The sequence below is a fragment of the Asticcacaulis tiandongensis genome, assembly GCF_006475605.1.
Classification (GTDB): Bacteria; Pseudomonadota; Alphaproteobacteria; order Caulobacterales; family Caulobacteraceae; genus Asticcacaulis; species Asticcacaulis tiandongensis.
In genome coordinates this window covers 40,858-62,152 of record NZ_SSBC01000010.1, presented here as the reverse complement: position 1 = coordinate 62,152, position 21,295 = coordinate 40,858, and the positions used below count along the sequence as shown (strand labels likewise).

At 56.5% G+C, this 21,295-nt stretch carries 19 protein-coding genes; 8 read left to right on the top strand and 11 right to left on the bottom strand.

Annotation, left to right across the window (positions count from 1 at the left end):
* Positions 1 to 2 precede the first annotated feature (2 nt).
* Genes lpxK through E5201_RS04265 form a run of 4 tightly spaced genes read right to left on the bottom strand, consistent with a single transcriptional unit; the run spans position 3 to position 4,834 of the window.
* Positions 3 to 1,001 (bottom strand): tetraacyldisaccharide 4'-kinase, encoded by a 999-nt coding sequence (gene lpxK / locus E5201_RS04280; protein ID WP_140984774.1) that lies wholly within the window; start codon positions 999 to 1,001, stop codon positions 3 to 5.
* Positions 991 to 2,289: a 3-deoxy-D-manno-octulosonic acid transferase gene (locus E5201_RS04275; protein ID WP_140984773.1), complete on the bottom strand. Its 1,299-nt coding sequence runs from the start codon at positions 2,287 to 2,289 to the stop codon at positions 991 to 993. The genes lpxK and E5201_RS04275 overlap by 11 nt, the downstream gene beginning before the upstream one ends.
* Entirely contained in the window at positions 2,286 to 2,981 is a 696-nt protein-coding gene (locus E5201_RS04270) for a lysophospholipid acyltransferase family protein (RefSeq protein WP_140984772.1), read from the bottom strand. Before E5201_RS04270 ends, E5201_RS04275 begins: the two co-directional genes overlap by 4 nt.
* Positions 2,978 to 4,834, bottom strand: coding sequence for an ABC transporter ATP-binding protein (locus tag E5201_RS04265; RefSeq protein WP_140984771.1), 1,857 nt, complete (start codon positions 4,832 to 4,834; stop codon positions 2,978 to 2,980). Before E5201_RS04265 ends, E5201_RS04270 begins: the two co-directional genes overlap by 4 nt.
* A gap of 278 nt (positions 4,835 to 5,112) precedes the next feature.
* Here E5201_RS04265 and E5201_RS04260 point away from each other — a divergent pair, with 278 nt between their 5' ends.
* Positions 5,113 to 5,730 (top strand): fused DSP-PTPase phosphatase/NAD kinase-like protein, encoded by a 618-nt coding sequence (locus E5201_RS04260; protein ID WP_246050575.1) that lies wholly within the window; start codon positions 5,113 to 5,115, stop codon positions 5,728 to 5,730.
* Positions 5,731 to 5,886: 156 nt separating this feature from the next.
* Here E5201_RS04260 and E5201_RS04255 read toward each other — a convergent pair whose 3' ends face one another.
* From E5201_RS04255 to E5201_RS04245, 3 genes are read right to left on the bottom strand one after another with little or no spacing between them, the layout of a single operon-like run.
* A complete protein-coding gene (locus E5201_RS04255) occupies positions 5,887 to 6,117 on the bottom strand; it encodes a DUF4170 domain-containing protein (RefSeq protein ID WP_140984769.1) in 231 nt (76 codons plus the stop codon).
* Positions 6,118 to 6,129: 12 nt separating this feature from the next.
* A complete protein-coding gene (locus E5201_RS04250; RefSeq protein ID WP_140984768.1) occupies positions 6,130 to 6,936 on the bottom strand; it encodes an inositol monophosphatase family protein in 807 nt (268 codons plus the stop codon).
* 1 nt (position 6,937) lies between these two features.
* Positions 6,938 to 8,317, bottom strand: coding sequence for a TldD/PmbA family protein (locus tag E5201_RS04245; protein ID WP_140984767.1), 1,380 nt, complete (start codon positions 8,315 to 8,317; stop codon positions 6,938 to 6,940).
* A gap of 161 nt (positions 8,318 to 8,478) precedes the next feature.
* Between E5201_RS04245 and E5201_RS04240 the strand changes: the two genes are divergently transcribed.
* The 6 genes from E5201_RS04240 to tipF all read left to right on the top strand — a co-directional run bounded on the left by E5201_RS04240 (position 8,479) and on the right by tipF (position 15,168).
* Positions 8,479 to 10,413 (top strand): putative bifunctional diguanylate cyclase/phosphodiesterase, encoded by a 1,935-nt coding sequence (locus E5201_RS04240; RefSeq protein WP_140984766.1) that lies wholly within the window; start codon positions 8,479 to 8,481, stop codon positions 10,411 to 10,413.
* 40 nt (positions 10,414 to 10,453) lie between these two features.
* The gene (xseA, locus tag E5201_RS04235) at positions 10,454 to 11,995 is read left to right on the top strand and encodes an exodeoxyribonuclease VII large subunit (protein ID WP_140984765.1); all 1,542 of its coding nucleotides are present in this window, start codon (positions 10,454 to 10,456) and stop codon (positions 11,993 to 11,995) included.
* A 48-nt stretch (positions 11,996 to 12,043) separates the two neighbouring features.
* Positions 12,044 to 12,259 carry a DUF2093 domain-containing protein gene (locus E5201_RS04230; protein WP_140984764.1) on the top strand — a complete coding sequence of 72 codons (216 nt, stop codon included), beginning with the start codon at positions 12,044 to 12,046 and terminating at the stop codon, positions 12,257 to 12,259.
* A 38-nt stretch (positions 12,260 to 12,297) separates the two neighbouring features.
* Positions 12,298 to 13,095 (top strand): M23 family metallopeptidase, encoded by a 798-nt coding sequence (locus E5201_RS04225; RefSeq protein ID WP_246050393.1) that lies wholly within the window; start codon positions 12,298 to 12,300, stop codon positions 13,093 to 13,095.
* A 165-nt stretch (positions 13,096 to 13,260) separates the two neighbouring features.
* A complete protein-coding gene (locus E5201_RS04220) occupies positions 13,261 to 13,755 on the top strand; it encodes a response regulator (RefSeq protein ID WP_140984762.1) in 495 nt (164 codons plus the stop codon).
* 108 nt (positions 13,756 to 13,863) lie between these two features.
* Positions 13,864 to 15,168, top strand: a complete 1,305-nt coding sequence (tipF, locus tag E5201_RS04215; protein ID WP_140984761.1) for a flagella assembly cyclic-di-GMP phosphodiesterase TipF — start codon at positions 13,864 to 13,866, stop codon at positions 15,166 to 15,168.
* A gap of 11 nt (positions 15,169 to 15,179) precedes the next feature.
* On the opposite strand, the gene E5201_RS04210 is transcribed toward tipF, so the two are convergent.
* Entirely contained in the window at positions 15,180 to 16,727 is a 1,548-nt protein-coding gene (locus E5201_RS04210; protein ID WP_140984760.1) for a tryptophan halogenase family protein, read from the bottom strand.
* A gap of 247 nt (positions 16,728 to 16,974) precedes the next feature.
* Here E5201_RS04210 and E5201_RS04205 point away from each other — a divergent pair, with 247 nt between their 5' ends.
* Entirely contained in the window at positions 16,975 to 18,216 is a 1,242-nt protein-coding gene (locus tag E5201_RS04205) for an ROK family transcriptional regulator (protein ID WP_140984759.1), read from the top strand.
* 3 nt (positions 18,217 to 18,219) lie between these two features.
* Here E5201_RS04205 and E5201_RS04200 read toward each other — a convergent pair whose 3' ends face one another.
* The 3 genes from E5201_RS04200 to E5201_RS04190 all read right to left on the bottom strand — a co-directional run bounded on the left by E5201_RS04200 (position 18,220) and on the right by E5201_RS04190 (position 21,224).
* Positions 18,220 to 18,726 (bottom strand): hypothetical protein, encoded by a 507-nt coding sequence (locus tag E5201_RS04200; protein ID WP_246050392.1) that lies wholly within the window; start codon positions 18,724 to 18,726, stop codon positions 18,220 to 18,222.
* Positions 18,727 to 18,792: 66 nt separating this feature from the next.
* On the bottom strand, positions 18,793 to 20,256 hold the full coding sequence (locus tag E5201_RS04195; RefSeq protein ID WP_246050391.1) for a carboxylesterase/lipase family protein: 1,464 nt from the start codon (positions 20,254 to 20,256) through the stop codon (positions 18,793 to 18,795).
* Between the two features lie 41 nt (positions 20,257 to 20,297).
* Complete coding sequence (locus E5201_RS04190; protein WP_140984757.1) at positions 20,298 to 21,224, bottom strand: ROK family protein; 927 nt, start codon at positions 21,222 to 21,224, stop codon at positions 20,298 to 20,300.
* Positions 21,225 to 21,295: the final 71 nt, after the last annotated feature.

Genomic DNA, 21,295 nt, shown 5'->3' with positions numbered 1-21,295 from the left:
CTCTATTCCTTCAGCAAGGCGCGCATAAAGCCCGCCTGATCATCAAAACGTGCCGTTATGGGTAAATAATCAATCTTTTCACGCCACTGCGGTGACAACTTCACCCAGTCTTTTTCCGTGGTTATCAGGCTGACTCCCTTGGCGACCGCCTTGTCCCAAAGACGGGTCAGGGTCGCATCATCCAAAGCCTGATGATCCGGAAAATCAATAAAATCCAGAAGACTATACCCAAGTCCTGACAGTGTGTTTTTAAACTTCCACGGCTTCGCGATGGCGGCGAAAGCAATCACCTTTGATGGCGCACTTCGCGGTCTGGGCACAAGTCTGGCAACATAGACAGGCTTGGACGACAAACGCCTCAACAGCCGCGGATCAGCTATTGCACCTTCATCCGGCAACCACAACACAACAATATCTGCTCGTGCCAGCCCCGCCGACAAGGGTTCACGCATAGGGCCGCAGGGGAACATAAGCTCGTCGCCAAACGGCCAGCTATCATCAGACGTATCGCCGTCAACGACCAGAATATGGGTGTCTTTGTGGATGCTGACATTCTGGTGGGTGTCATCGGTAATAATGATGTCAGGTTCGACGGCCTCAAGAAACCTCAGGCCCTCGGATCGGTCACGGGCGATGTAGACGAGATAGTCAGCAGCGATCATCACGGCTTCGTCCCCGACCTCTGAGGCCGAATGTTCAGGCTCGACCTTCACCGGCCCCTCAAGGCTGCCGCCATAGCCGCGCGTCAGCAGCGCAGGCTTAAAGCCCCGCTTCGTCAGCCGCCTCAGAAGTTCACGTTCAAGCGGGGTTTTGCCGGATCCGCCCAGCGTTACATTGCCTACAGATATCACCGGCTTCATGGCACGATAGGGTCTGGCGGTCAGGCGCTTATAGGCCCCCGCCAGCCACCAAAGGCCTGACAAAGGCAGCGCCGCAAAGCGATAAAACGGGGCCCCTTTGGCGTCGCGTTTATACCACCAGACCGGCGTCTTAAGCGGCATGACCGTCCTCCTGTTGCGGCAGGAAAGGTGCCATATGCCGCCATACCAGATCAAGCGTATCCGTGTCCGTTTCCGCCAGTTTCAGAGCGCGCGCATTCGCATCAACGATTGATTGCGGTGTGTCAAACAGGGTTTGAGTGACAAACCCCAATTCATCGCTATTGGCGACCTTGAAGGCGCAACCCGCTTCGAACATATCGCGATAGACGCCCTCCCAGTTGGACAGGTCGGGGCCTGTGATAACCGCCTTCCCGAGACGCGCCGCCTCAAGCGGATTATGCCCGCCGACGCCCTGACCAAAGCCACCGCCCATAATTACCAGATCGGCTAACCTGAAAAACACCCCAAGCTCCCCAAGAGTGTCAGCCAGATAGATGTCGGTCTGCGCCGTCAAAGGCTCGGCCATTGACCGCTGCGCCACATTAAACCCCAGGGCCTCGAGGTCAAACCGAATATCAGAGGCCCTAATCGGATGGCGCGGCACCATAATCAATAAGGCCCCTGTCTGTTTCAGCACGGGCCTTAGCGCATGGGCAATCAGGTTTTCCTCAGTCGGATGGGTAGAGGCCGCCAGCACCATAAGCCGGTCGCCGACCTGCGCCTTAACTGCGCCACGTTCAGGCGCATTATCTGCCAACGGCGCCCCAAGTGCCTTGAGATTGGCCAATGGCCCCATGCGGCTGACTACCTCGGGCCCCAATGCCCGCAAGCGCTGTTCGCTGCCGCTATCCTGCGCCATGATCAAACCATAGCCGCTTAGCAGTTTGCGCATAGTGTCTGGCAATCTTTGCCAGCCCCTGGCAGTTTTTTCCGTAATCCGCGCACTGAGCAGCAGACGGGGCACATGCCGCCGGTCAAGCGCTGTCAGCAGATTTGGCCAGATATCGCTTTCGATAAACACCGCCAGATCAGGTTTCCAGTGATCAAGAAAGGTACTCACCGCCTGCGGTGTATCAATGGGCGCATATTGATGGATAGCCGGAACCGGCAACCGCATTTTCAAAATTTCTGCCGAGGTCGTTGTGGCGCTGGTCACCAGAGCCTGTGCATCCGGATGTTTGGTCAATAGTTGATTAACCAAAGGAATGGCCGACAGGCTTTCGCCAACACTGACCCCATGAAACCAGATCAGCCGCCCGTTTGGGCGTTCAACAGATGCCCGCCCCAGACGTTCCTGCATCCGTTCAACATCTTCTTTTCCCTTTGCCGCACGGCGTCTGAGCAAGCCAGGTGCAAAGCCGTGAAAGCCCCGCATCACAAGGCCATAAAGGTTTAACCACACACTCATACGCCTACCTTATTGTCCGCCTGATCCGTCAGGCTTGATAGGCGGCCCCCCATATCTTCGCGGATAAGCTCAAGAGCCGCCTCATCGGCATCTGCAGGTACTGGTGGCAATACCTCCCACCACATGGCCCCTCTGGCAAATGGCATCGGAATGCGCTGCTTGTCCCAACTGTTGATGGCCGTAAAACGTGAAGAGGCCTGCCCGATCAGCACCACCGCCGCGCCCGACATCTGGGAAAGTTTCAAAGCCCCCTCGGTCATTTCACGTGCCGGACCACGGGGCCCATCGGGCGTCAGGGCTACGGCATTACCGGCGCGCAGCCAGCGCAGCATTTCCCGAAAGGCCTGCGCCCCGCCCTTCTGCTTGGTCGGGTCGGACTTCTTGGCAGCCGAACCGCGAATGATATGATAGCCAAACAGGGAATTGGTGCGAACACTGAAATCGCCACTGCGTGATTGCGACACCAGAATGCACATCTTCTGCGCCCGATCGAGCGGCCAACTGGCAGGGGCATAATGTACCCGCTGATGCCACAGAAGCAACACCACCGGCCCGCCCTGACGCCAGATGGCTTCGACCGCCTCAAGACCTTCGTGATGCCAGCGGGTCGTGGCATAACAAAACTTCAGATAGCCAACGATAATCCGCGCCATTATTGCCTGAAACCACTCTGCCTCCAGAAGCTGCTTCATGCGCCCCCCTCTTGCAAAGTCTCTGGCAAAGCCTCCGGCAGAAGTTGTGTCCCCGCAAGCGAAGCATATAGCCCGAAACGACGCATCAATTCGTCATGCGTTCCGCGTTCGACAATCCGTCCATTATCCATGACCAGTATGAGGTCGGCATGACGCACGGTTGACAACCGGTGGGCGATAATAAAGGTCGTGCGTCCCGCCATAAGGCGTTCGAGTGCCGCTTGCACCTTTTGCTCGGACTGCGTATCCAGCGCCGAGGTCGCCTCGTCGAGCAGCAACAGAGGCGCATTTTTCAGGAAAGCGCGGGCAATGCTGATGCGCTGTTTCTGACCGCCCGACAGGCGCGATCCCCCCTCACCGGTACGCGTCTCAAGTCCCTCAGGCAAGGCGTTGATAAAATCATCTGCCGCCGCATCGGCTATGGCCTGATGAATTTCAGCCTCAGTCGCGTCGGGCCGCGCATAGGCGATATTAGCCCTTAAGGTGTCATCGAACAAAAACGCATCCTGAGATACCAGTGCAATATTATCGCGCAAGGACTTGATCGACAGGGATTTTTGGTTCAGCGCCCCAAAATGGATTTGCCCTGACTGCGCCTCATAGAAGCGTGGGATGAGATTAAGCAAGCTAGACTTACCTGAACCCGATGGCCCAACCAGAGCAATCGCCTGACCCGGGCGGGCTTCAAAACTGATATCGCTTAGGACCGGCTTATCGCCATAGCTGAACCCCACCTGATCAAAACGCACCACACCAAAATCGCGCGGCAACTCAACCGTTTCAGACGCATCGATAATTTTCGGACGGATATCGAGCACACCGAACAGACGCCGTGCGGCCGTAAAGCCTTCAGCCATGACGGTTTGTAAATTGGCCAGCTGGCGCAGGGATTGTCCCGCCGCCCCAAGCGCTGCGATATAGCCGGTAAAGCCCCCCAGCGTCATGGCCCCTGCCTGTGCACGCCAGCCAGCGTAGGTGATCACCAGCGCCAGTACAATCGTCGTCAGAGCCTCGGTCGACGGCGCAGCCGAAGCACGGGCATTGGCGCCTTTGATGATATGGGCCTGACGCCGCGAAATGACGGCGTCGACACGATCCTGCTCATAGGTTTCCCGATTATTGATCTTGACGACCCGAATGCCGTCAAGGCTTTCCATGATCGCGGTCGAGAGGCTTGAGGTCTCCTCCATCGCCCCCTTGGCCGCCTTTTTGGTGCGTTTGTTATACTTGCTTAAGACCGCACCGATCAGCGGCCCCGCCACCAGCACCCCCAGTGTCATGCGCCAGTCAATCACGGCCATGGTCGCCAGCATGGCAATGACAATGCCCGTATGCTGTACGTAATTGATGACACCATTGGTCGTGGCTTCGCGCATCAGACCCGCATCAAACAACACCGACGACAGATAACTGCCTGAGTGGGCTTTATCGAGCTGGCTCAGATCTGACCGGACGAAACCTGAAAACAACTGCGACTGCAATCGCCCCACAAGGCTATGCCCGACGCGATTGACAGATGTGGCCAGCCCCAGTTGTGCCCCCAGCCGGAACAGCGTGGCGGCGATCATGATCACCGGCACCCACAGCAACGGATTGGCTGACACAAAGGCCGGTACATCTGAGGCAGCCGGAGAGCCGCTTTCACCAAACAAAAGCTCGACACCGGGCTTAAGGCACCAGATCAGAAACTGCGTTGTGACGACTACGCCCAAGGCGCACACAAAGGCCAGACTGAGATAGCCCCCGAAGGCCGTCAAATAATCACGCCATACACGATGTATGATCGCCTTTGATGTCAGCGGATCGTGCAATACCGGCTCGTCAGCCTGTGTGGCGGGTGGCGTCTGGGTCATTCAACCATACGAAACAATGAAAACCAATGTGACTATATAGGCTTATCACGCCTGTGTTCAAACCTTTTGCGCGGGCGCTCAGCCGGCTTATCCAGAGAAACCCTTCTGGTAGTGATGTTTTCGGGGGTTTGTAATCCCGTCACGAAATAGATATATGAGGCGATCAAGCCGAAGACCAGACACTAAGGACAACCGTAATCGTGAAGCTGATCAAAAAGACAAAAAAGCCGCGTAAGGTGTATGACACAGCCACGGCTTGGGGTCGTTTCAAGACACGCATGGCCTTTTTGTGGGAAGATCACGCCTATCTGCGCCTGAGCTTTACCAATGCGCACTGGATCGACCAAAAGATGCTGCGCACCAATCAGCCCTGGCCATTTCAGCTTAAATGGTTTCAGAGGCACGACGGCATAAAAACCGTCATTAATCTGCGCGGCGGGCACGGCTCTTTTCAGGCCCTTGAGACGTGGGCCTGTCAGCATTTGGGCCTGACACTCGAGAAATTCACCGTCACGTCTCGTGACGTCCCTTCTGCCGAAGCCATTCTGGCGGCAAAGGCCTTGTTTGACCGCATTGAATATCCGGCCCTGATGCATTGTAAATCGGGTGCTGACCGCGCAGGCATCATGTCCGTACTTTACCGACACCTGCATCTCGGGCACCCCATGCGTGAAGCGGTTTCCGAACTTGGCCTTCGCACCCTGCATATGAAGGCCGGTAAAACAGGCGTGCTCGATTACATCTTTGAGCGATATTTCCAGGAAGGCGAACCCGCAGGCCTCACCTTCCTTGAATGGACCCAAAGCCCTGCCTATGATCCGGTGCAGATCAAGGCCGATTTCAAGGCCTCATGGTGGGGCACATTGCTGACCGAAAAAATCTTCCGTCGCGAATAGCAGGTCCTCGCGCTCAAACAGCGAAGCGGTAACGCATAAAAATACTCCCTGTACCCGTGTTCGTTTCGCTCCATGCCACCCCCTCATCGCAAAGATAGGGAGGGGAGAAGGATGCGTTAACCTCTGGGCAAATGGGTGCAGGGCCTAAGGCCCTGCTCAGTCGTTGGCGGGGTTAAGCAGCTTGTGTGCGTGAATGACATAATAGCGCATCAGGGCATTATCAACGGTTGATTGCGCCTTTGAGCGCCAGGCCTTTTTCGCTTCTTCATAGCTGGCATAGGCTCCGACGAACTCGACCGCCGTCAGGTCTTTAAAGCTGGTTGATGTTGGGGCAGACAGTTCGCCCCCAATGACGAGATGCAGGAGTTGCGGGGTCGTTTCGGTCATGTTCGTACTCCTTCAGAGGGTTTCCAGATGCGCACAGCGTCTGAGAATTTCGGGATAGAGAATTGAATTAGAACAGATCAAAGAGGTTTTCAGCGTATCGCTACGGTTGAAATCATAACGCTGGCCCAGATGGTTGGACACCTTCGCGCCGGCTTCTTCGGCAATCAGGGTCGCCGCCGCCACATCCCAGTCGCGCTTGGGCGTCAGGGCAAGTGTGAAATCAGCCCGTCCGGCTGCCACCGCTACCATGCGATAGGCAACGGACGGACGCGAAGACATTTCTATCTTCGGCCAGTCCTCTTTCCAGATATCGCGGAAAAAGATGCGGCCATCACCGATACCCTGTGCATATTCCAGTTCAGCCGTCCGGGTGGCCCTGACCGGTTCGCCATTAAGCCAGGCCCCGCCCCCCAGAGCGGCGCTGTACATTTCCTGTGCATCCGGCGCGTAGACGACCGCGGCCACCGGCCTGTGATCGCGCACCAGCGCCAGCGCAATGGTCCAGTAAGGGCTGCCCTTGGAAAAGCCGATGGTGCCGTCAATCGGATCGAGCACAAACAGATTATCGCGCTTAAGACGATCTTCGGTATCGGGGCTTTCCTCACTTTGCCAGCCATAGTCGGGCCGTGCCTCAAGCAAGGCTTCCTTCAGCCACAGGTTAACCTCAAGATCGGCATTGGTAACAATCGACCCGTCCGACTTATAGCTGATGATCAGCCCCTGAGCCTTAAGATGTTGCGCCAGTGCCCCTGCCCGTCGCGCCTTATCCACCAGCAGGGCCAGTTCGGCATTCAGGTCATGTCCGGGGGCGTAAGCCATCCTATTTCCCCCCAAGGCTGAGGCTATCGACCAAAATAGACGGCGTATCGAGCGTGCCACGTATCTCAAGATCGCTCAGGGGTTCAAGACGGCTGAAAATATCAATCAGATTGCCTGCCACCGTCAGTTCATTGACCGGATACTGTACTTCGCCGTTCTCGAACCAGAAGCCGGAGGCACCGGCCGACCAGTCACCGGTATCTCCATTAACACTGGGTCCGAACATCGAGGTAATGATGACGCCCTTGCCAGCGGCGGCCTGAGCATCAGCGAGTGACCGCTTACCCGCCTCAAGCACCACATTATGCGCCGATACCCCTGCCGGATTAGCCAGGGATCGCGAAGCATGCCCGGTGGAGACCATCCCCAACTGGCGCGCACTGGCTGTGTTGAGCAACCAGGTCGTCAGCACGCCGTTTTCGATCAGGTGCCTGACGGATGCCGTCACCCCTTCATCGTCATAATAGCCGGAGCCCAACCCCCGCACCCGCAGGGGATCATCGATGATGTTGATTTGTGAACCGAATACGGCCTGCCCCAGACGATCTTTCAGATAGCTGGAACCGCGCGCCACCGAAGGGCCGGAAACAGCCCCAAGAAACAGCCCGATCAGGGATTTAGCCGAACGGGCCTCAAAAATAACCGACGCCTTCTGTGAATCAATTTTGCGCGCGCCTAACGCCTTCATAGTGCGTTCGCCCGCAATGCGTCCGGTGTCTTCCGGGGACGGCAAATCCGCATAATGACGGGTCGAGCGCCCCTCACCGTCACGTTCCATCCCGCCATTGGCATCGGTGGCGATCAGACGCGCCGACTGGAAAAACAGGCTTGAGGCCTGCGCACCGGAAAACCCGTCAGACGTCTGCATAAACCAGCGTGACTGCACCCGTCCGGCACTGGCACTATCGCTTTGCAGGGCCTGATCAAGCGCTACGCCTGCGGCTTCAGCACTTAAGGCGCGGTCTTTCAGGGTTTCAGCGTTCAGTTCCGTCGAGTCGAAAATATCGAGGCCATCGGAATGGCCGCTATAGAGCAAAGCCTTGTCTGCCAGACCGGTATAGGCGTCATCGGGCGCGATCCTGGCCATGGCGACACAGCGTTCCACCAGCCGCTCAAGCGTGCGTGGTGAAAATTCGGATACCGACACCACCGCCTGCTTCTGACCGACAAATACGCGCAAGCCCAAATCGGACGTCTCATCGCTTTCGATGGTTTCCACCGCCCCCTTGCGCACACCTATGCTTAAGGAGCGGCTTTCGCCAAATACAGCTTCGGCGGCATCGGCACCGGCTTTGCAAGCGGCGTCGATGACCTGTCCGGTTAACTCAGCCGGAGATGGACGTGAAGATGAGGCGGGGGTGTTATTTTGCGTCTGCAGCATAAACCCTATGTAGGCCCCGCTTGCCCGACAAGGCAAGTCTCATCCGCAACAAAATTACATCGCACTTCTGCCTGTCATAAAGTTATCAGATCGGATTAGCATAATATTCATGGCTTGCTTTTATGCCTAAGACAGAAACCTATTCTTTTCAGGCCCTTTGTATGCGTAGCCGTTCTGTTTTTTCAGCCCTGCTTCCCCCCTCTACAGCCGGTTGGCTCAGCAGAACCTTTAGCATTAATGTCGCCCCTGAAGACGCGGTCGAATTCGACCGTCAGAGCGTCAAGGCGATCCGCCCGTTTGTTCGGGCTGCAAGTCTGTGCATTATGCTCTATTATGCCATTGTCTCGGCGGTTAATCTCGTCTGGGAAGATGGCCTGTCGTTCTGGATATTGAATGTCCTGAGCATACCGGCGACCATAATCAGCGCCCTGCTATATCCCTACATCCAAAAGGCAGACACAGCTCAGAAGCTGCAAATCGCCTCGCTGATCCTGACTATGCTTATGTATGCCAATGCTCTGGGGAACCAGATTGTCTATTACGAAGCCCCCAGTCTGGTCTATTTTGTCCTGATCCTGATTGTCTATGCGATCATGTCTCCCAGCCTTAAGGGCTTCGTGCCCTGTGCGCTTATATCCATAGGCACCATGCTGGTGCTGGCGGCACAGGACAGCCTTAATATGCTGCATCAGTTTCTGTGGATTGCTCTGGCCGGGACTATAGCCTCTCTCGCTCTGGCTACCACCATGCGCATGAACCTTTTACGGACCGTCCATGCGCGTCTGATTGCCGAAAAAATGGCTCAGCATGACGCCCTGACCGGCCTGCCCAATCGCCGCCAGTTCTTTGATGAACTGAACCGCAGGATACGCAAGAAAAACCCGTTCGATCTGGTGGTCATCGATCTCGATGGCTTCAAACCGGTCAATGACGTCTACGGTCATGCCACGGGCGACCTGTTGCTGATCGAGGTCGGTCAGAGACTTCAGCATATTTGCCGAGAACGGGGACTGGTTGCGCGACTGGGCGGAGATGAATTCGCCCTTATCCTCAATCCGCACGATTCTGATGACAGCCTGCATCAGTTCACCAGCCACCTGTGTGACACTCTGCGCGAAACCTATATCCTGAGCGGCGGGATACAGGCGCGGATTTCAGCGTCTGCCGGTTATCTGCATGCCGACACATCCAAAGGCCATTCCGGCTCACAGCTTCTGGAGCGGGCTGATTATGCGCTCTACTATGCCAAGCAGAATTTACGCGGCGCACCGGTGTTATTCACCGAACGCCACGAAGCCGAAATGCGTGATTTCAGCCTCATCGACCAGACCTTGCGCGCTTGCGATCTTGAGGCCGAGCTCTATGTTGTTTTCCAGCCACAATATGATCTGGTCAGGCAGAAGACAATCGGTTTCGAGGCGCTGGCGCGATGGCAAAACCCAAAGCTCGGTGAGGTTTCGCCCGATGTTTTTATTCGCGCCGCCGAACGCTCCGGTCTTATCAGCGATATAACTCAGCGGCTTTTACATAAGGCCTTTGCCGCCGTTCAGGACTGGCCGGAAGATGTCAGCATCTCATTTAACCTGTCAACGCGAGACCTCCGCTCTGCCCGCAGCATTACCCGCATCTGCCAGGCGGTTACCCAAAGCGGCATCACGCCGCGGCGTATTGAATTCGAAATCACCGAAACGGTTATGCTGACCGATTTTGAACCGGCTCTGGAAGCGGTCAATCGCCTCAAGGCCTTAGGTGTGCGCATTGCCCTTGATGATTTCGGTTCGGGCTATTCAAGTCTTGGCTACATACATCAGTTGCCGGTCGATAAGATCAAGATTGACCGCACCTTTGTCACCCAGCTTCTGAAACATGACTCCGCGCGCAAGATTGTGCGGGCGATCTTAAGCCTGTGTAGCACGCTTGGGCTTACGCATGTGGTTGAAGGGGTTGAATCCGAGGCGGAATGCGAACTGCTGCGCAAAAACGGCGCGCGCTTTATTCAGGGCTATCTGATCGCCCGCCCCATGGCCTCAGATCAGGTGTTGGGATATTTGCGCACAGAGGGAATACAGATGCCCCAACTCGCTGACGGAAGATAGCGGACTGGACAGACCTAAGCGGGCAGGCTTAAACAGGGCCATGCCCAATGACCTGATCCCACCCGCTTCTGATGGTTCCGCTTCTGGTGGAAATGCCCCGCCCTATTCGGTTTCCGAACTGGCAGGCGCGTTAAAGCGTACGATTGAAACTACCTATGATCACGTGCGCCTGCGGGGGGAAATTTCCAAGGTCACACGCCATTCATCAGGCCATGTCTACCTGACCCTTAAGGACGACCGCGCTGCCATTGACGGAGTCATCTGGAAAGGCAATGTCAGCCGTCTCAAGGCCCAGCCCGAATCGGGCCTTGAGGTCATTGTCACTGGCAAAATCACCACCTTTCCGGCCTCATCGAAATATCAGATAGTCATCGAATCGCTTGAGGCCGCCGGTATCGGTGCGCTGCTGGCCCAGCTTGAGCAGACCAAAAAGCGCCTGCACGGCGAAGGTCTTTTTGCCAATGAGCGTAAAAAGCCCCTGCCCTTCGCGCCACAAACCATCGGCGTCATTACATCTCCGACCGGCGCCGTCATTCGCGACATCCTGCACCGCATCCGCGACCGCTGGCCCTGTCGTGTCATTGTCTGGCCGGTGATTGTGCAGGGCGATGGGGCAGCACCTCAGGTTATCCGCGCTATTCAGGGCTTTAATAGCGGCGAAGCCCCCAGACCCGACGTGTTGATTGTCGCACGTGGCGGCGGCTCTGTCGAAGACCTGTGGCCCTTTAACGATGAAGCTCTGGCCCGTGCGGTCGCCGCATCCACTATTCCGGTCATTTCCGCCGTAGGGCACGAAACGGACACCACATTGATCGATTATGTGTCCGACCGCCGTGCACCTACTCCTACGGGCGCTGCCGAAATCGCCACACCGGTGCTGAATGAACTGAGGGGCTTCCTGCTTGATCTTGAGCGCCGCCGTCTGGGATGTTTTGAGCGCTATCTGACCCAGCGCCGTGAGCGCGTGTCCCTCCTGAGTCGCGCATTGCCTAAGCCGGTTGAATTGCTTGAGGCCGCCCAGCAAAGGCTTGATTATGTCAGCCATCGTCTGGGGGGCGGCTTGCTTAAAAATCTCAACGCCCACGACAATGTTTTTGGTCGCATTTCCGGCAGGCTTAATGCGTCCCTGCTCGAACGCCCGCGCCTCATCAAAACCGAGCGCCTGACGACGCTATCAGCCCGTCTTGAGGCGGCAACCACCCGCAAGGTGTCTCATGCCCGTCAGCAGGCGCGTCTGCCTGATCTTGAAATACGCCTTCAGGCCGCCTTCCGGCGTATGCTGGAGCAGAAGTCCGAGCGGCTTAAACGCCTTGAGCAGTTGCGCCTGAGCCTTGACCCTGATCGCCCCCTGAACCTCGGCTTTGCCCGCGTCAACCGGAAAGGCGGAGGGCTTGTGACCTCACCGCAAAAGGTCGAGACCGGTGATGTGCTCGAACTGACCTTCAAAGGCAATGCCACGCTTGAGGTTACAGCAACCGAAGGGGCAACCTCGCCTAAATCAGGCCCCCCCCCCAAACCGGCCCCCAAACCCGCTGTTTCGAAATCCCCCGATAAAGCGCCGGATCAGGGCACCCTGTTTTAACCCCCTTTTGTCCTTGAACCTTAAGGTTTCGGGGCTTATCTTATCCTTATGAATATGCACACGCCAACACCCCTGCCTAATCAGGCCACCCTCCATTATGGCGACGGCGAATACGCCGTTCTGAAACCTGGAAAATTTGTCATTTGCGCCGTCTCCGGCAAGCAAATCCCGCTGGAGGCCCTGCGCTACTGGGACCCGCGCGCACAGGAAGCCTATGCCGGCCCCGAAGAAGCCACCCAGAGATGGAAGAGCCTGAAGTCCTGAAGCGCGCACCTCATCTCAATCGGCGACATCTGTGCCTGATGGCTGTTGCGGCAGCTACACCGGCGGCCGCACGGGCTGACCTGTTCAATTTCAGACGCTTCGATCTGAGGGGGCGGTTTGTTCAGGGCGGCTACGCCAAAGGGACGGCGGAACCACGGCGTGAAATATGGGTTGACGGTAAGCCGCAAGGTCTTACCTCTGCAGAAGGCCATTTCATTATAGGCTTTGATCGCGACGCCCCGGAACTCTGTACGCTTGAGATCAAGGGCGAGAAACCCCTGTTCATTGATATTGATAAGACGGAATACAGCATTCAACGTGTGGATGGCCTGCCGCCATCAACCGTTACCCCTTCAGACCCTGCCCTTTTGCAACGCATTGCACGCGAGCGCGCGCTCAAGGACGAAGCCTTCGCCAGCCGTGAAGATGCCGACTGGTTTATGGGTCGCTTTTCCAAACCGCTTGAGAAATATCGCATTTCAGGTCGCTTTGGTAATCAGCGCATTCTGAACGGCGAACCGCGCAGCCCGCACTACGGCATTGATCTGGCGGCGCCGACCGGCACGCCGGTATTCGCCCCGCAAACCGCGCGTGTGGTTCTGGCGGAGCCTGATCTGCATTTCGAAGGCGGACTTATCCTGCTGGATCATGGGCAGGGTCTGATTTCAATGTATCTGCACCTGTCAGCTATTGATGTGAAAAAAGGCGACATCGTCCCAAAGGGTGCGCAAATCGGTCGCGTCGGTGCCACAGGCCGCGCGACAGGTCCCCATCTGTGCTGGCGGCTCAAATGGCGGGATCGCGCCCTTGACCCGTCCCTTATGTCCGGTATCTGACAACCGCATACGCTCCGGATCGTTTTCTTATTCTTCATACCCGTTTTAGGCTTGATCCCCATGCCGCTTTTGTCGTAAGCGCTGAAGGATAGTAAGCGTACACAAAAACAACGCCTTTATACAAAAACCGCCTTATCAAGCGCGGTTGTCAGGTTTTCCTATCCTATGGCCGATTACGGGACTTTGAAAATCCTGCTGATTGAAGACAATCAGCACATGCGGTCTATAGTCACCGCCATCCTGAAGGGATCAGGCATCCGTGACGTCCGCGATGCCAGAGACGGTGCCGAAGGGCTTGAGATACTGCGGCAGTATCCGGCCGACATCGCTCTGGTTGATTTCAATATGTTCCCGATTGATGGGGTCGAATTTACCCGCATGCTGCGCAATGCCAGTGATTCGTCTAATCCCTATCTGCCGGTCATCATGATCACCGGTCATTCCGAACGCTCCCGCGTCGTCGAAGCTCGTGATGCCGGTGTCAATGAGTTCGTGGTCAAGCCGCTGACAGCACGCGCCCTCCTCAGCCGTATCGACACCATTATCATGCGCCCCCGCCCCTTTATCCGTTGCAGTTCCTATTTCGGGCCCGACCGGCGACGTAAGGCCGACCCTACCTATGGCGGGCCGTTCCGCAGGTCCACCGATCAGGCCGCGTAAACCATCTGTTAACAAAGCTTAACAAATGATTGGCGCGAGAGACAAATCGCCCCATAGTCGATCCAAGCGATTCTGCCCGCCACATGCGCATTTCGGGAAAGCGGCTCCATGGCCAGACTGACCTCTGCCCTGCTAATGGGTACCTATCTTGTCCTCTCCCTGTTCGTCGCCACCATGCTGTGGCGCGGCGGATCGGATATTGGGGCCTGCATAGGTGCCCTGTTTGGTACGCTGGGCCTGTCGATAGCCTTTCATAGCCTTGTCACCCAATATCTGTCCGAGCGTCGGCTGCGTAAGGATATTGATCTGGTTCGTGATGCCCACCGCCTGATGGTCGATGCCATAGACAATACGCAAAAAGATATGATCGAACTGGCTGATCGCGTCCAGAATCAGCGGGTTACCAACACAGATGAACTGACCGGCGAAGTAAAAATGCTGGAAAATCTGGTGATGAAGCTCGGCGAAAGCATCGAGGATCGTCTGGCCGACTGGCGTACAGGCACTGCACAAGCGGCCCCTGCGGCCCTGTCTCAGGCGCCGCTGTCGCGTCATGAACAGCAGGCCTTGGCCCTGATTGAAACGGTACGCGAAGCCCTGATCCAGAATCGCGTTGACCTTTATCTGCAGCCAGCGGTTTCGCTGCCTCAGCGCAAGACCCTGTTCTACGAAAGCTTTTCGCGTCTGCGCGATTCAACTGGTCGTGTTTTGATGCCCGCTGAATATCTTAGCGTGGCCGAGCCCGAAGGTCTGGTACCGTCTATAGACAATCTGCTGCTGTTCCGTTGCGTGCAGATCGTACGTCGTCTGGCCAAGCAGGATCGTCGTATCGGTATTTTCTGCAATATCTCGCTCACCAGCCTGCGTGACGAGGTATTCTTCCCGCAGTTTCTTGAATTCCTCAATGAAAACCGTGATCTGTCCGATTCACTGATCTTTGAACTGGGTCAGGACGCTTTCAATTCACGCGGCGCACTTGAAGCGCGTCACATGGCGCGACTGGCCGATATGGGCTTCAAGTTCTCTATCGATAAGGTCACCAGCATCGATTTCGATCTGCATGACCTGCAACGCTCCGATGTGCGCTATGTCAAAATCGGTGCGGACATGTTGCTTGAGCAGTTGCTGAATATCGAAGGCAAACCGACATTAAGGTTCCTCAAGGACATCCATGCCGGTGACTATGCCAGCCTGCTGTCGCGTTATGGCATCGACATTATTGCCGAGAAAATCGAATCCGAGCGCCAGGTCGTCGATATTCTCGATCTCGATATTGCCTATGCGCAGGGACATCTTTTTGGCGAACCGCGCGCCATCAAGGAACAGGTTCTGGCTGAAACCGACCCGCCTGCCGGTTTCCTCAAAGCCACCCTGCCCCCGGCCCAGAGACGGCCTGAGAGACTGCGTGCATGAGAGGTTGGGGCCTAAGCCTTCTGAGGTGACGGCGGCGCAACAAACGGTGCCGGACAGTATTTCCTGAGGAATTCATCCAGCGTCGGCATCTGATCACTGGTTTCGGCACAGACCCGACGCATATAGTCCAGATGCTGCTTCATGCGTGCCCCATCCAGCGTATTGGCAACAGGATCATAGGCCTTGGGCATAAGCCCCTGCCCCAGCATGATCGCCACCCAGTTTTCCTCACGAAACACCGTCTGATCCGGATAGATGGCCAGGCCGCGTTCGCGGAACAGGTCAAATTTGAATTTCAGACTGTCGGGGATATCCATGTGGCGGACATAGTCCCACAGGGCCTCTCCCTTACGCTCATTGAGCACATAGTGAGCCATGACGAAATCCCTGACTTGTTCAACCTCGGCAACCATGATCTCATTGTAGAGCTTAGCCGATGTTTCATCGATTTTAGCAATCGGAAAGGTCGCCGCCAGCTTGATCAGGCCATGCTGGATCAGGTGGATGGTCGTCGATTCCAACGGCTCAAGGAAACCAAGGGAAAGGCCGATCGCTACGCAGTTTTTCACTCGCGCCACGCGACGTCTTCCGGCGGTAAAGCGCAGGAACCATGGATCGACCAGTGACCGCCCCTCAAGACTTTGTACAAGAGTATGCGCGGCTTCATCCTCGCTGATCTCAGCGTCATTGAACACATAGCCCGTGCCGGTGCGGTGCTGCAGCGGGATACGCCATATCCAGCCCGCCTTTTTGGCCGTTGCCCGCGTATAGGGCGGCGGTGGCCCGACCCGCTCATCGGTGGTCGCGACAGCGCGGTTACAGGGCAGGTAATGCGACCAGTCCTGAAAATTGACGCCCATCGTCTGCCCCAGCAGAAGCGACCGGAAGCCCGTGCAGTCAATAAACAGATCGCCCTTGAGTTCGGAACCGTCCGTCAGCACCAGATGGCTGATGGTGCCATCATGGGGATCAAGCTCGGCAGTCTTGATGGTGCCCTCAAGCCGCCTGACGCCCCGCGCCTCGGCAAAGCCGCGTAGGAACTGGGCATAGAGGTTGGCATCGAAATGATAGGCATAGTTGACATTCGGCACACCAGAGCGCGGATCATTATTTGGTAGCCGGAACTTGCCCTTATAGGCCGCCTGAGCGGATAGGGAATAGTCCGAAATATCGGCCTTAAGCCCCGCCTGTCGCGCCCTCAGCCAATAGGCATGAAAGGACACCCCGTTAATCGGCGCACCAAAGGCCCCGAACGGGTGGATATAGCGATGGCCTTCGCGCTGCCAGCCGACAAAATCAATGCCCAGCTTAATCGAACCTTGCGTCCGGCGCATGAAATCGGCTTCATTTACGCCCAATATCTGATTGAAGAAAATAATCGGCGGAATGGTCGCCTCGCCCACCCCTACGGTGCGGATATCCGGCGACTCGATAAGGGTGATGCGCATAGGACTGGCGCTGCCCTCGGAATTGAATATCCGCGACAGAAACGCCGCCGACATCCAGCCCGCTGTTCCGCCGCCGACAATGACAATATCCTTAATTCCGGTTTGAGCCATGCCCTGTTACCCTGTCCCGATATTTATCTTTCCGAACAATGGAAGCAAAAACAAGCAGATGTCAAATCGACGACAACAAACCGTCGATTTATAATTTTAAATATATTTAATCAACTGAGCCTTGTCAGATGACTTGAAGCTAAGGGCGAAATAGCTTACATGCCGTAAGAAGAAGCCACAGAATTATTTTATAAATGGCTGAATTTGTTACCCTGAAACGCTATAGTGACAACAGGAAGTTCACGTAATGAGTGCTGATGAACGCCCGAGCGCCGGCCAGACAGCCATACGAGCTGTGACCTATGGCGAGGGACTGTCCGGCACCAATCTCGAACGCGCGGGCGACCACAATCAACGCGTAACCTTACAGGCTATTCGCGCCAATGGCCCCGTCACCCGAGCCGATCTGGCGGAAATCACGGGCCTTACCGCGCCAGCCATCGCCAATATTACGCGTCGCCTGCTTAATGAGGGCATGATCCTTAAGGCCGGGCGTTTACTGGGCGGACGCGGTCAACCGGCCACCAAGCTGGTGGTTAATCCGAACGGCGCCTTTTCTATCGGGCTGAATATTGACCGCGACCACATCACCATTGTGGCGCTCGATTTCACCGGACAGGTACGCGCCCGCCAGAGCCGCGAAGTCCATTTTGCCATGCCCGACGAGGTGGTGCGCTTCGTAGAGTCCGCGCTGACGCAAATCCGGGCTGAAAAGGCCATCGATTTTGACCGACTGATCGGTATGGGCATAGGCATGCCGGACGATCTGGGCCGCGTGCGTTTACCGAACCGGCCCGAAGCCTATGAGGTCTGGTCGGATATTAATATATCTGAACTGTTCGCCCCGCTCGTCAATGTGCCGATCATTCAGGAAAACGACGCTGCCGCTGCTTCCATCGGTGAGATGCAGTTTGGTCATGGCCTGCAAACCCATAGCTTTATCTACACGCTGATCAGCGCTGGTCTGGGGGGCGGGCTGGTGATCAATGGTCACTATTTCCGCGGTGCTGATGGTCGAAGCGGTGAAATCGGCTTCCTGCCGGTATCGGTGATGTCTGACGACGGACACAAAACCGCGACACTTCAGGATGAAGTCTCCCTCTCGGCGCTTTACGCCCGTTTAAACGCCGCAGATATTCCCGTATCCACACCTCAGGATCTTGAGGGCCTTTCGGGCAAAGGGTTGACGGTCATTGATCAGTGGATTTCAGATGCGGCCGCGCATCTGCATGCGCCCTTCCTGACCTTAAGCTGCGCCATCAACCCTGAGGCCCATTATATCGGCGGCCGCGTTCCCGCCGCGTTTCTGGAAGAACTGTGCGCCCGTCTGAATGCGGCCTACGGGCAATTGTCGGATACCCGTATTCCGAAGATTGCCGAGGTCAAGCGGGCAGCTCTGGCGGTCGATGCCGCCGCACGGGGTGCCGGTATACTTCCGTTCAATGAACGCTTTCTACCGACACGCGAAGCTCTGATGAAGACGGCTTAGAGCCTACTGTAGCAACACCAGATTGATATAGTAAGACGGCTGAGCGTCCGCCGTTTTATTATTGATGAAGATCGTGTCGAAATCACCTGTAATCTTCAGGTCTTTTAGCGCCACATCATATCGCACCCATTGCCCCTTTTTGGCTTTGAGCGTCACTTCTGCGCCATAATCCTTTTCGCCCAGACGTGCACTCAGCTTAAGTTCCTGACGCCCCTTATCGCCACCGTGCAGCAATATGGTCAGGGTCGTATAGGCATCCCCCTTAACCGGCGTACCGGTCTGGAAAGCAAACGCATTCCAGCCTTCCATGGTGACCTTGACCGGTTTCTGTCCGTCAAAATCCACGGTTTCCTGTTTTGACCACCCCCCAATCCACCAGCCGGATTTAGGCCCGTCGGCATAGATCAGTGTGGGCTGAGCCTGAGCCACCGCCCCAAAGCTCAAACCGCCAAAACCGAGAGCAGCAACACCGGCCATCACATGTCGCCGGTTAATATTCACTGTTGTCATGGTCTTCACTCCCCTTGTTAATGCCGGTCTATATTGTCCGGTCATGAAATCCCTTGCGGGAACTCTCTATGGCTTGTCGAGCCAGTTGCATACAGGCGACCTTAGTCTGTGCGCAGCTTTGGGTCCTTCGGCAGTGAAGGCCATGTAGGTTTTATCGTTGCCATAGACCGGCCACACGGCACCTGTGGCTTCCGGTGTGCCGGTTTTAGCAAAAGCGACCCAATAGTCACGCAGGGGCGGCCATCCTGCTCCTCGTGGCGCATCGAAGACGAACGGCAGTTCAGACCCATGCCTGACCGGGCCGGTTTCATCCGGCCGATGCACCTCAAGCTGATACAGATAGGTCGGGCCCGTATGATGGCGCGCTACCCAGTCCGCCGGACAACGGAAATTAACGTCGGTGGCAATGGCCAATCCGGCAACGCCATATAACGGATCGTACTTTTTGCCTAACAGGCCTAGGCCATAGAACCTCATCGCCCTGTTGGCATGATCTCCGTAAGCCTCTCTGACCATAGCCCGCCAGGCAGGCAAGCCCCCCTCTTCACCGCCAAATTCGCGCGCTGATACACCGATAATCAGCGGTACCTTTGCCTGCGTGCCTTTTCGGAAAACGATTTCCGGTGCTTCCGGCAGGACCTTTCCATCCACAGTTGCCTGAAGCCAGATAAAGCCTTTATCGTCAATCGGCGGCTGAAGTTCATCTGCGGCGGCCTGAAGCGTTTTCGCGTCAGCCTGACGCAAATCTGACAGGGCCGCTGCACCATCAGGCGCATGAGCACTATACCGGGCCGCCAGTGTCGCGCCCAACGCCTCGTTTTCTGCCAGCGTGCGCACAGGCAAACCAAATTGCGGCAGGCCGGATTGCATGATTGCCTTATGGAACAGGCCTTTGGCTTTGGGTGCGCTCAGCAAAAGGCCGACATCCTGCGATCCGGCACTATGACCAAACAGGGTGACATTTTCAGGATCGCCGCCAAAGGCCGCAATATTCGCCTGAACCCATTTAAGCGCCGCAATCTGATCCATCAGGGCATAGTTACCTGAATATCCGCCCTGTTCGGCACTTAGCGCCGGATGGGATAAAAATCCGAACACACCCAGACGATATTGCACACTGACCAGCACCACGCCCGTTTCCGGTATGGCCGAATAGACCTGCCCCGTCCCCGCACCGGCGCGATTAGCCCCGCCATGAATATAGACCATGACCGGCAAAGGCTTTTCCGGTTTTAAATCCGACGTGGCGACCTCAAGATAAAGGCAGTCTTCGGAACTGGTTTCGGCGTCTTTTGCGTTCCAGCCATAGGAGACCTGCAAACAAGGCGCCGCACTGTCACGTGCTTCCCGCAACCCTTGCCATTTTTGCGGCGGCTGAGGCGCCTGCCAGCGTAAGCCCTCGGTCGGTGGCGCGGCAAAGGGAATGGCTTTGAAAATATGTACCCCGTTGTCACGGGTCTGGCCTTCAATAAGCCCTTCGGTCACGTGTACACGCGGCGTTTCAGCCGCCGCGAGTGGGGGTAAAAGCATAAGGAGCAAACCTGTGACCCAGCCCCGCATGCCCATTCCCCTTAATCGTTCTGCGCCCAGAGATAGGCTGCGCCCCGCACGCCGGAACTGTCACCCCATTGTGCCGGTACGAGCTTCGCGTCCCACGTATCCGAAAAGACATAGGGGCGGATAAGATCGGGCAAGCGCTGATAGATTTCCGGCACATTGCTCAGGCCGCCACCAAAGACAAACACTTCGGGGTCAAGCACATTGATCAGGGCCGCGAGGCCGCGTCCCAGCCGCCCAAGCAACCGGTCAAAGGCGGCCTGAGCCTCCGCATCACCAGCCCGCATGGCGTCGATAATAGCTTCGCTTTTGAGGTCGCGCCCTGAAACTTCGCGGAAATCACGGGCAAAGCCGGAACCGGACACCCATTCTTCCATCGTACCATAAAGCCCTGACCAGCTGCGCGGGCCTGGCACCTCTTCGGGATTTGGCCAGGGCAAGGGCATGTGGCCCCATTCACCGGCGATGCCATTGGCCCCTTCGACAAGTCGACCATTAATCACCAGACCACCACCGCAACCCGTGCCGATAATGATGGCGAAAACGCTTTGCGCGCCTTTGGCAGCACCGTCCACGGCTTCGCTCAAGGCCAGACAATTGGCATCATTGGCCAGACGAATCGGGCGACCCAGCACCTTCTCAAGGTCTTCCCGAAAGGTGCGACCATTCAGGTATAAGGAATTGGAATTGCGCATGAGTCCCGTGCGCGGGGATACAGAACCGGGCGAGCCTATGCCCACGCTGCCGGTTACGTTTTGTAATGAAGGGTCTGCGGTACGGGCCTCGGCCTCAACAGCCAGAACCAGATCACGGACAATGCATAAGGCATCGTCATAGTTACCGGGGTTGGCTTCCCGCTTACGGGCCAGAAACTTTCCGTCACGGGAAAGCGCAGCGGCTTCAATCTTGGTGCCGCCGAAATCAACGCCGATATAGAGCATTTCACATCCTGAGCGCGGGGTATAGGCGTTTATTATGTAAGCACTTAGTACCGGCAACCCCGCCCCCGCAG

Coding starts and splice junctions, on each gene's coding strand:
- E5201_RS04275 (WP_140984773.1), bottom strand. CDS start 2,289: ATGAGTGTGTGGTTAAACCTTTATGGCCTTGTGATGCGGGGCTTTCAC.
- E5201_RS04255 (WP_140984769.1), bottom strand. CDS start 6,117: ATGACCGAAACGACCCCGCAACTCCTGCATCTCGTCATTGGGGGCGAA.
- E5201_RS04260 (WP_246050575.1), top strand. CDS start 5,113: ATGGCCTTTTTGTGGGAAGATCACGCCTATCTGCGCCTGAGCTTTACC.
- E5201_RS04240 (WP_140984766.1), top strand. CDS start 8,479: ATGCGTAGCCGTTCTGTTTTTTCAGCCCTGCTTCCCCCCTCTACAGCC.
- E5201_RS04270 (WP_140984772.1), bottom strand. CDS start 2,981: ATGAAGCAGCTTCTGGAGGCAGAGTGGTTTCAGGCAATAATGGCGCGG.
- E5201_RS04210 (WP_140984760.1), bottom strand. CDS start 16,727: ATGGCTCAAACCGGAATTAAGGATATTGTCATTGTCGGCGGCGGAACA.
- xseA (WP_140984765.1), top strand. CDS start 10,454: ATGCCCAATGACCTGATCCCACCCGCTTCTGATGGTTCCGCTTCTGGT.
- E5201_RS04190 (WP_140984757.1), bottom strand. CDS start 21,224: ATGCTCTATATCGGCGTTGATTTCGGCGGCACCAAGATTGAAGCCGCT.
- E5201_RS04245 (WP_140984767.1), bottom strand. CDS start 8,317: ATGCTGCAGACGCAAAATAACACCCCCGCCTCATCTTCACGTCCATCT.
- E5201_RS04220 (WP_140984762.1), top strand. CDS start 13,261: ATGGCCGATTACGGGACTTTGAAAATCCTGCTGATTGAAGACAATCAG.
- lpxK (WP_140984774.1), bottom strand. CDS start 1,001: ATGCCGCTTAAGACGCCGGTCTGGTGGTATAAACGCGACGCCAAAGGG.
- E5201_RS04225 (WP_246050393.1), top strand. CDS start 12,298: ATGGCTGTTGCGGCAGCTACACCGGCGGCCGCACGGGCTGACCTGTTC.
- E5201_RS04205 (WP_140984759.1), top strand. CDS start 16,975: ATGAGTGCTGATGAACGCCCGAGCGCCGGCCAGACAGCCATACGAGCT.
- E5201_RS04230 (WP_140984764.1), top strand. CDS start 12,044: ATGAATATGCACACGCCAACACCCCTGCCTAATCAGGCCACCCTCCAT.
- E5201_RS04265 (WP_140984771.1), bottom strand. CDS start 4,834: ATGACCCAGACGCCACCCGCCACACAGGCTGACGAGCCGGTATTGCAC.
- E5201_RS04250 (WP_140984768.1), bottom strand. CDS start 6,936: ATGGCTTACGCCCCCGGACATGACCTGAATGCCGAACTGGCCCTGCTG.
- tipF (WP_140984761.1), top strand. CDS start 13,864: ATGGCCAGACTGACCTCTGCCCTGCTAATGGGTACCTATCTTGTCCTC.
- E5201_RS04195 (WP_246050391.1), bottom strand. CDS start 20,256: ATGCTTTTACCCCCACTCGCGGCGGCTGAAACGCCGCGTGTACACGTG.
- E5201_RS04200 (WP_246050392.1), bottom strand. CDS start 18,726: ATGACAACAGTGAATATTAACCGGCGACATGTGATGGCCGGTGTTGCT.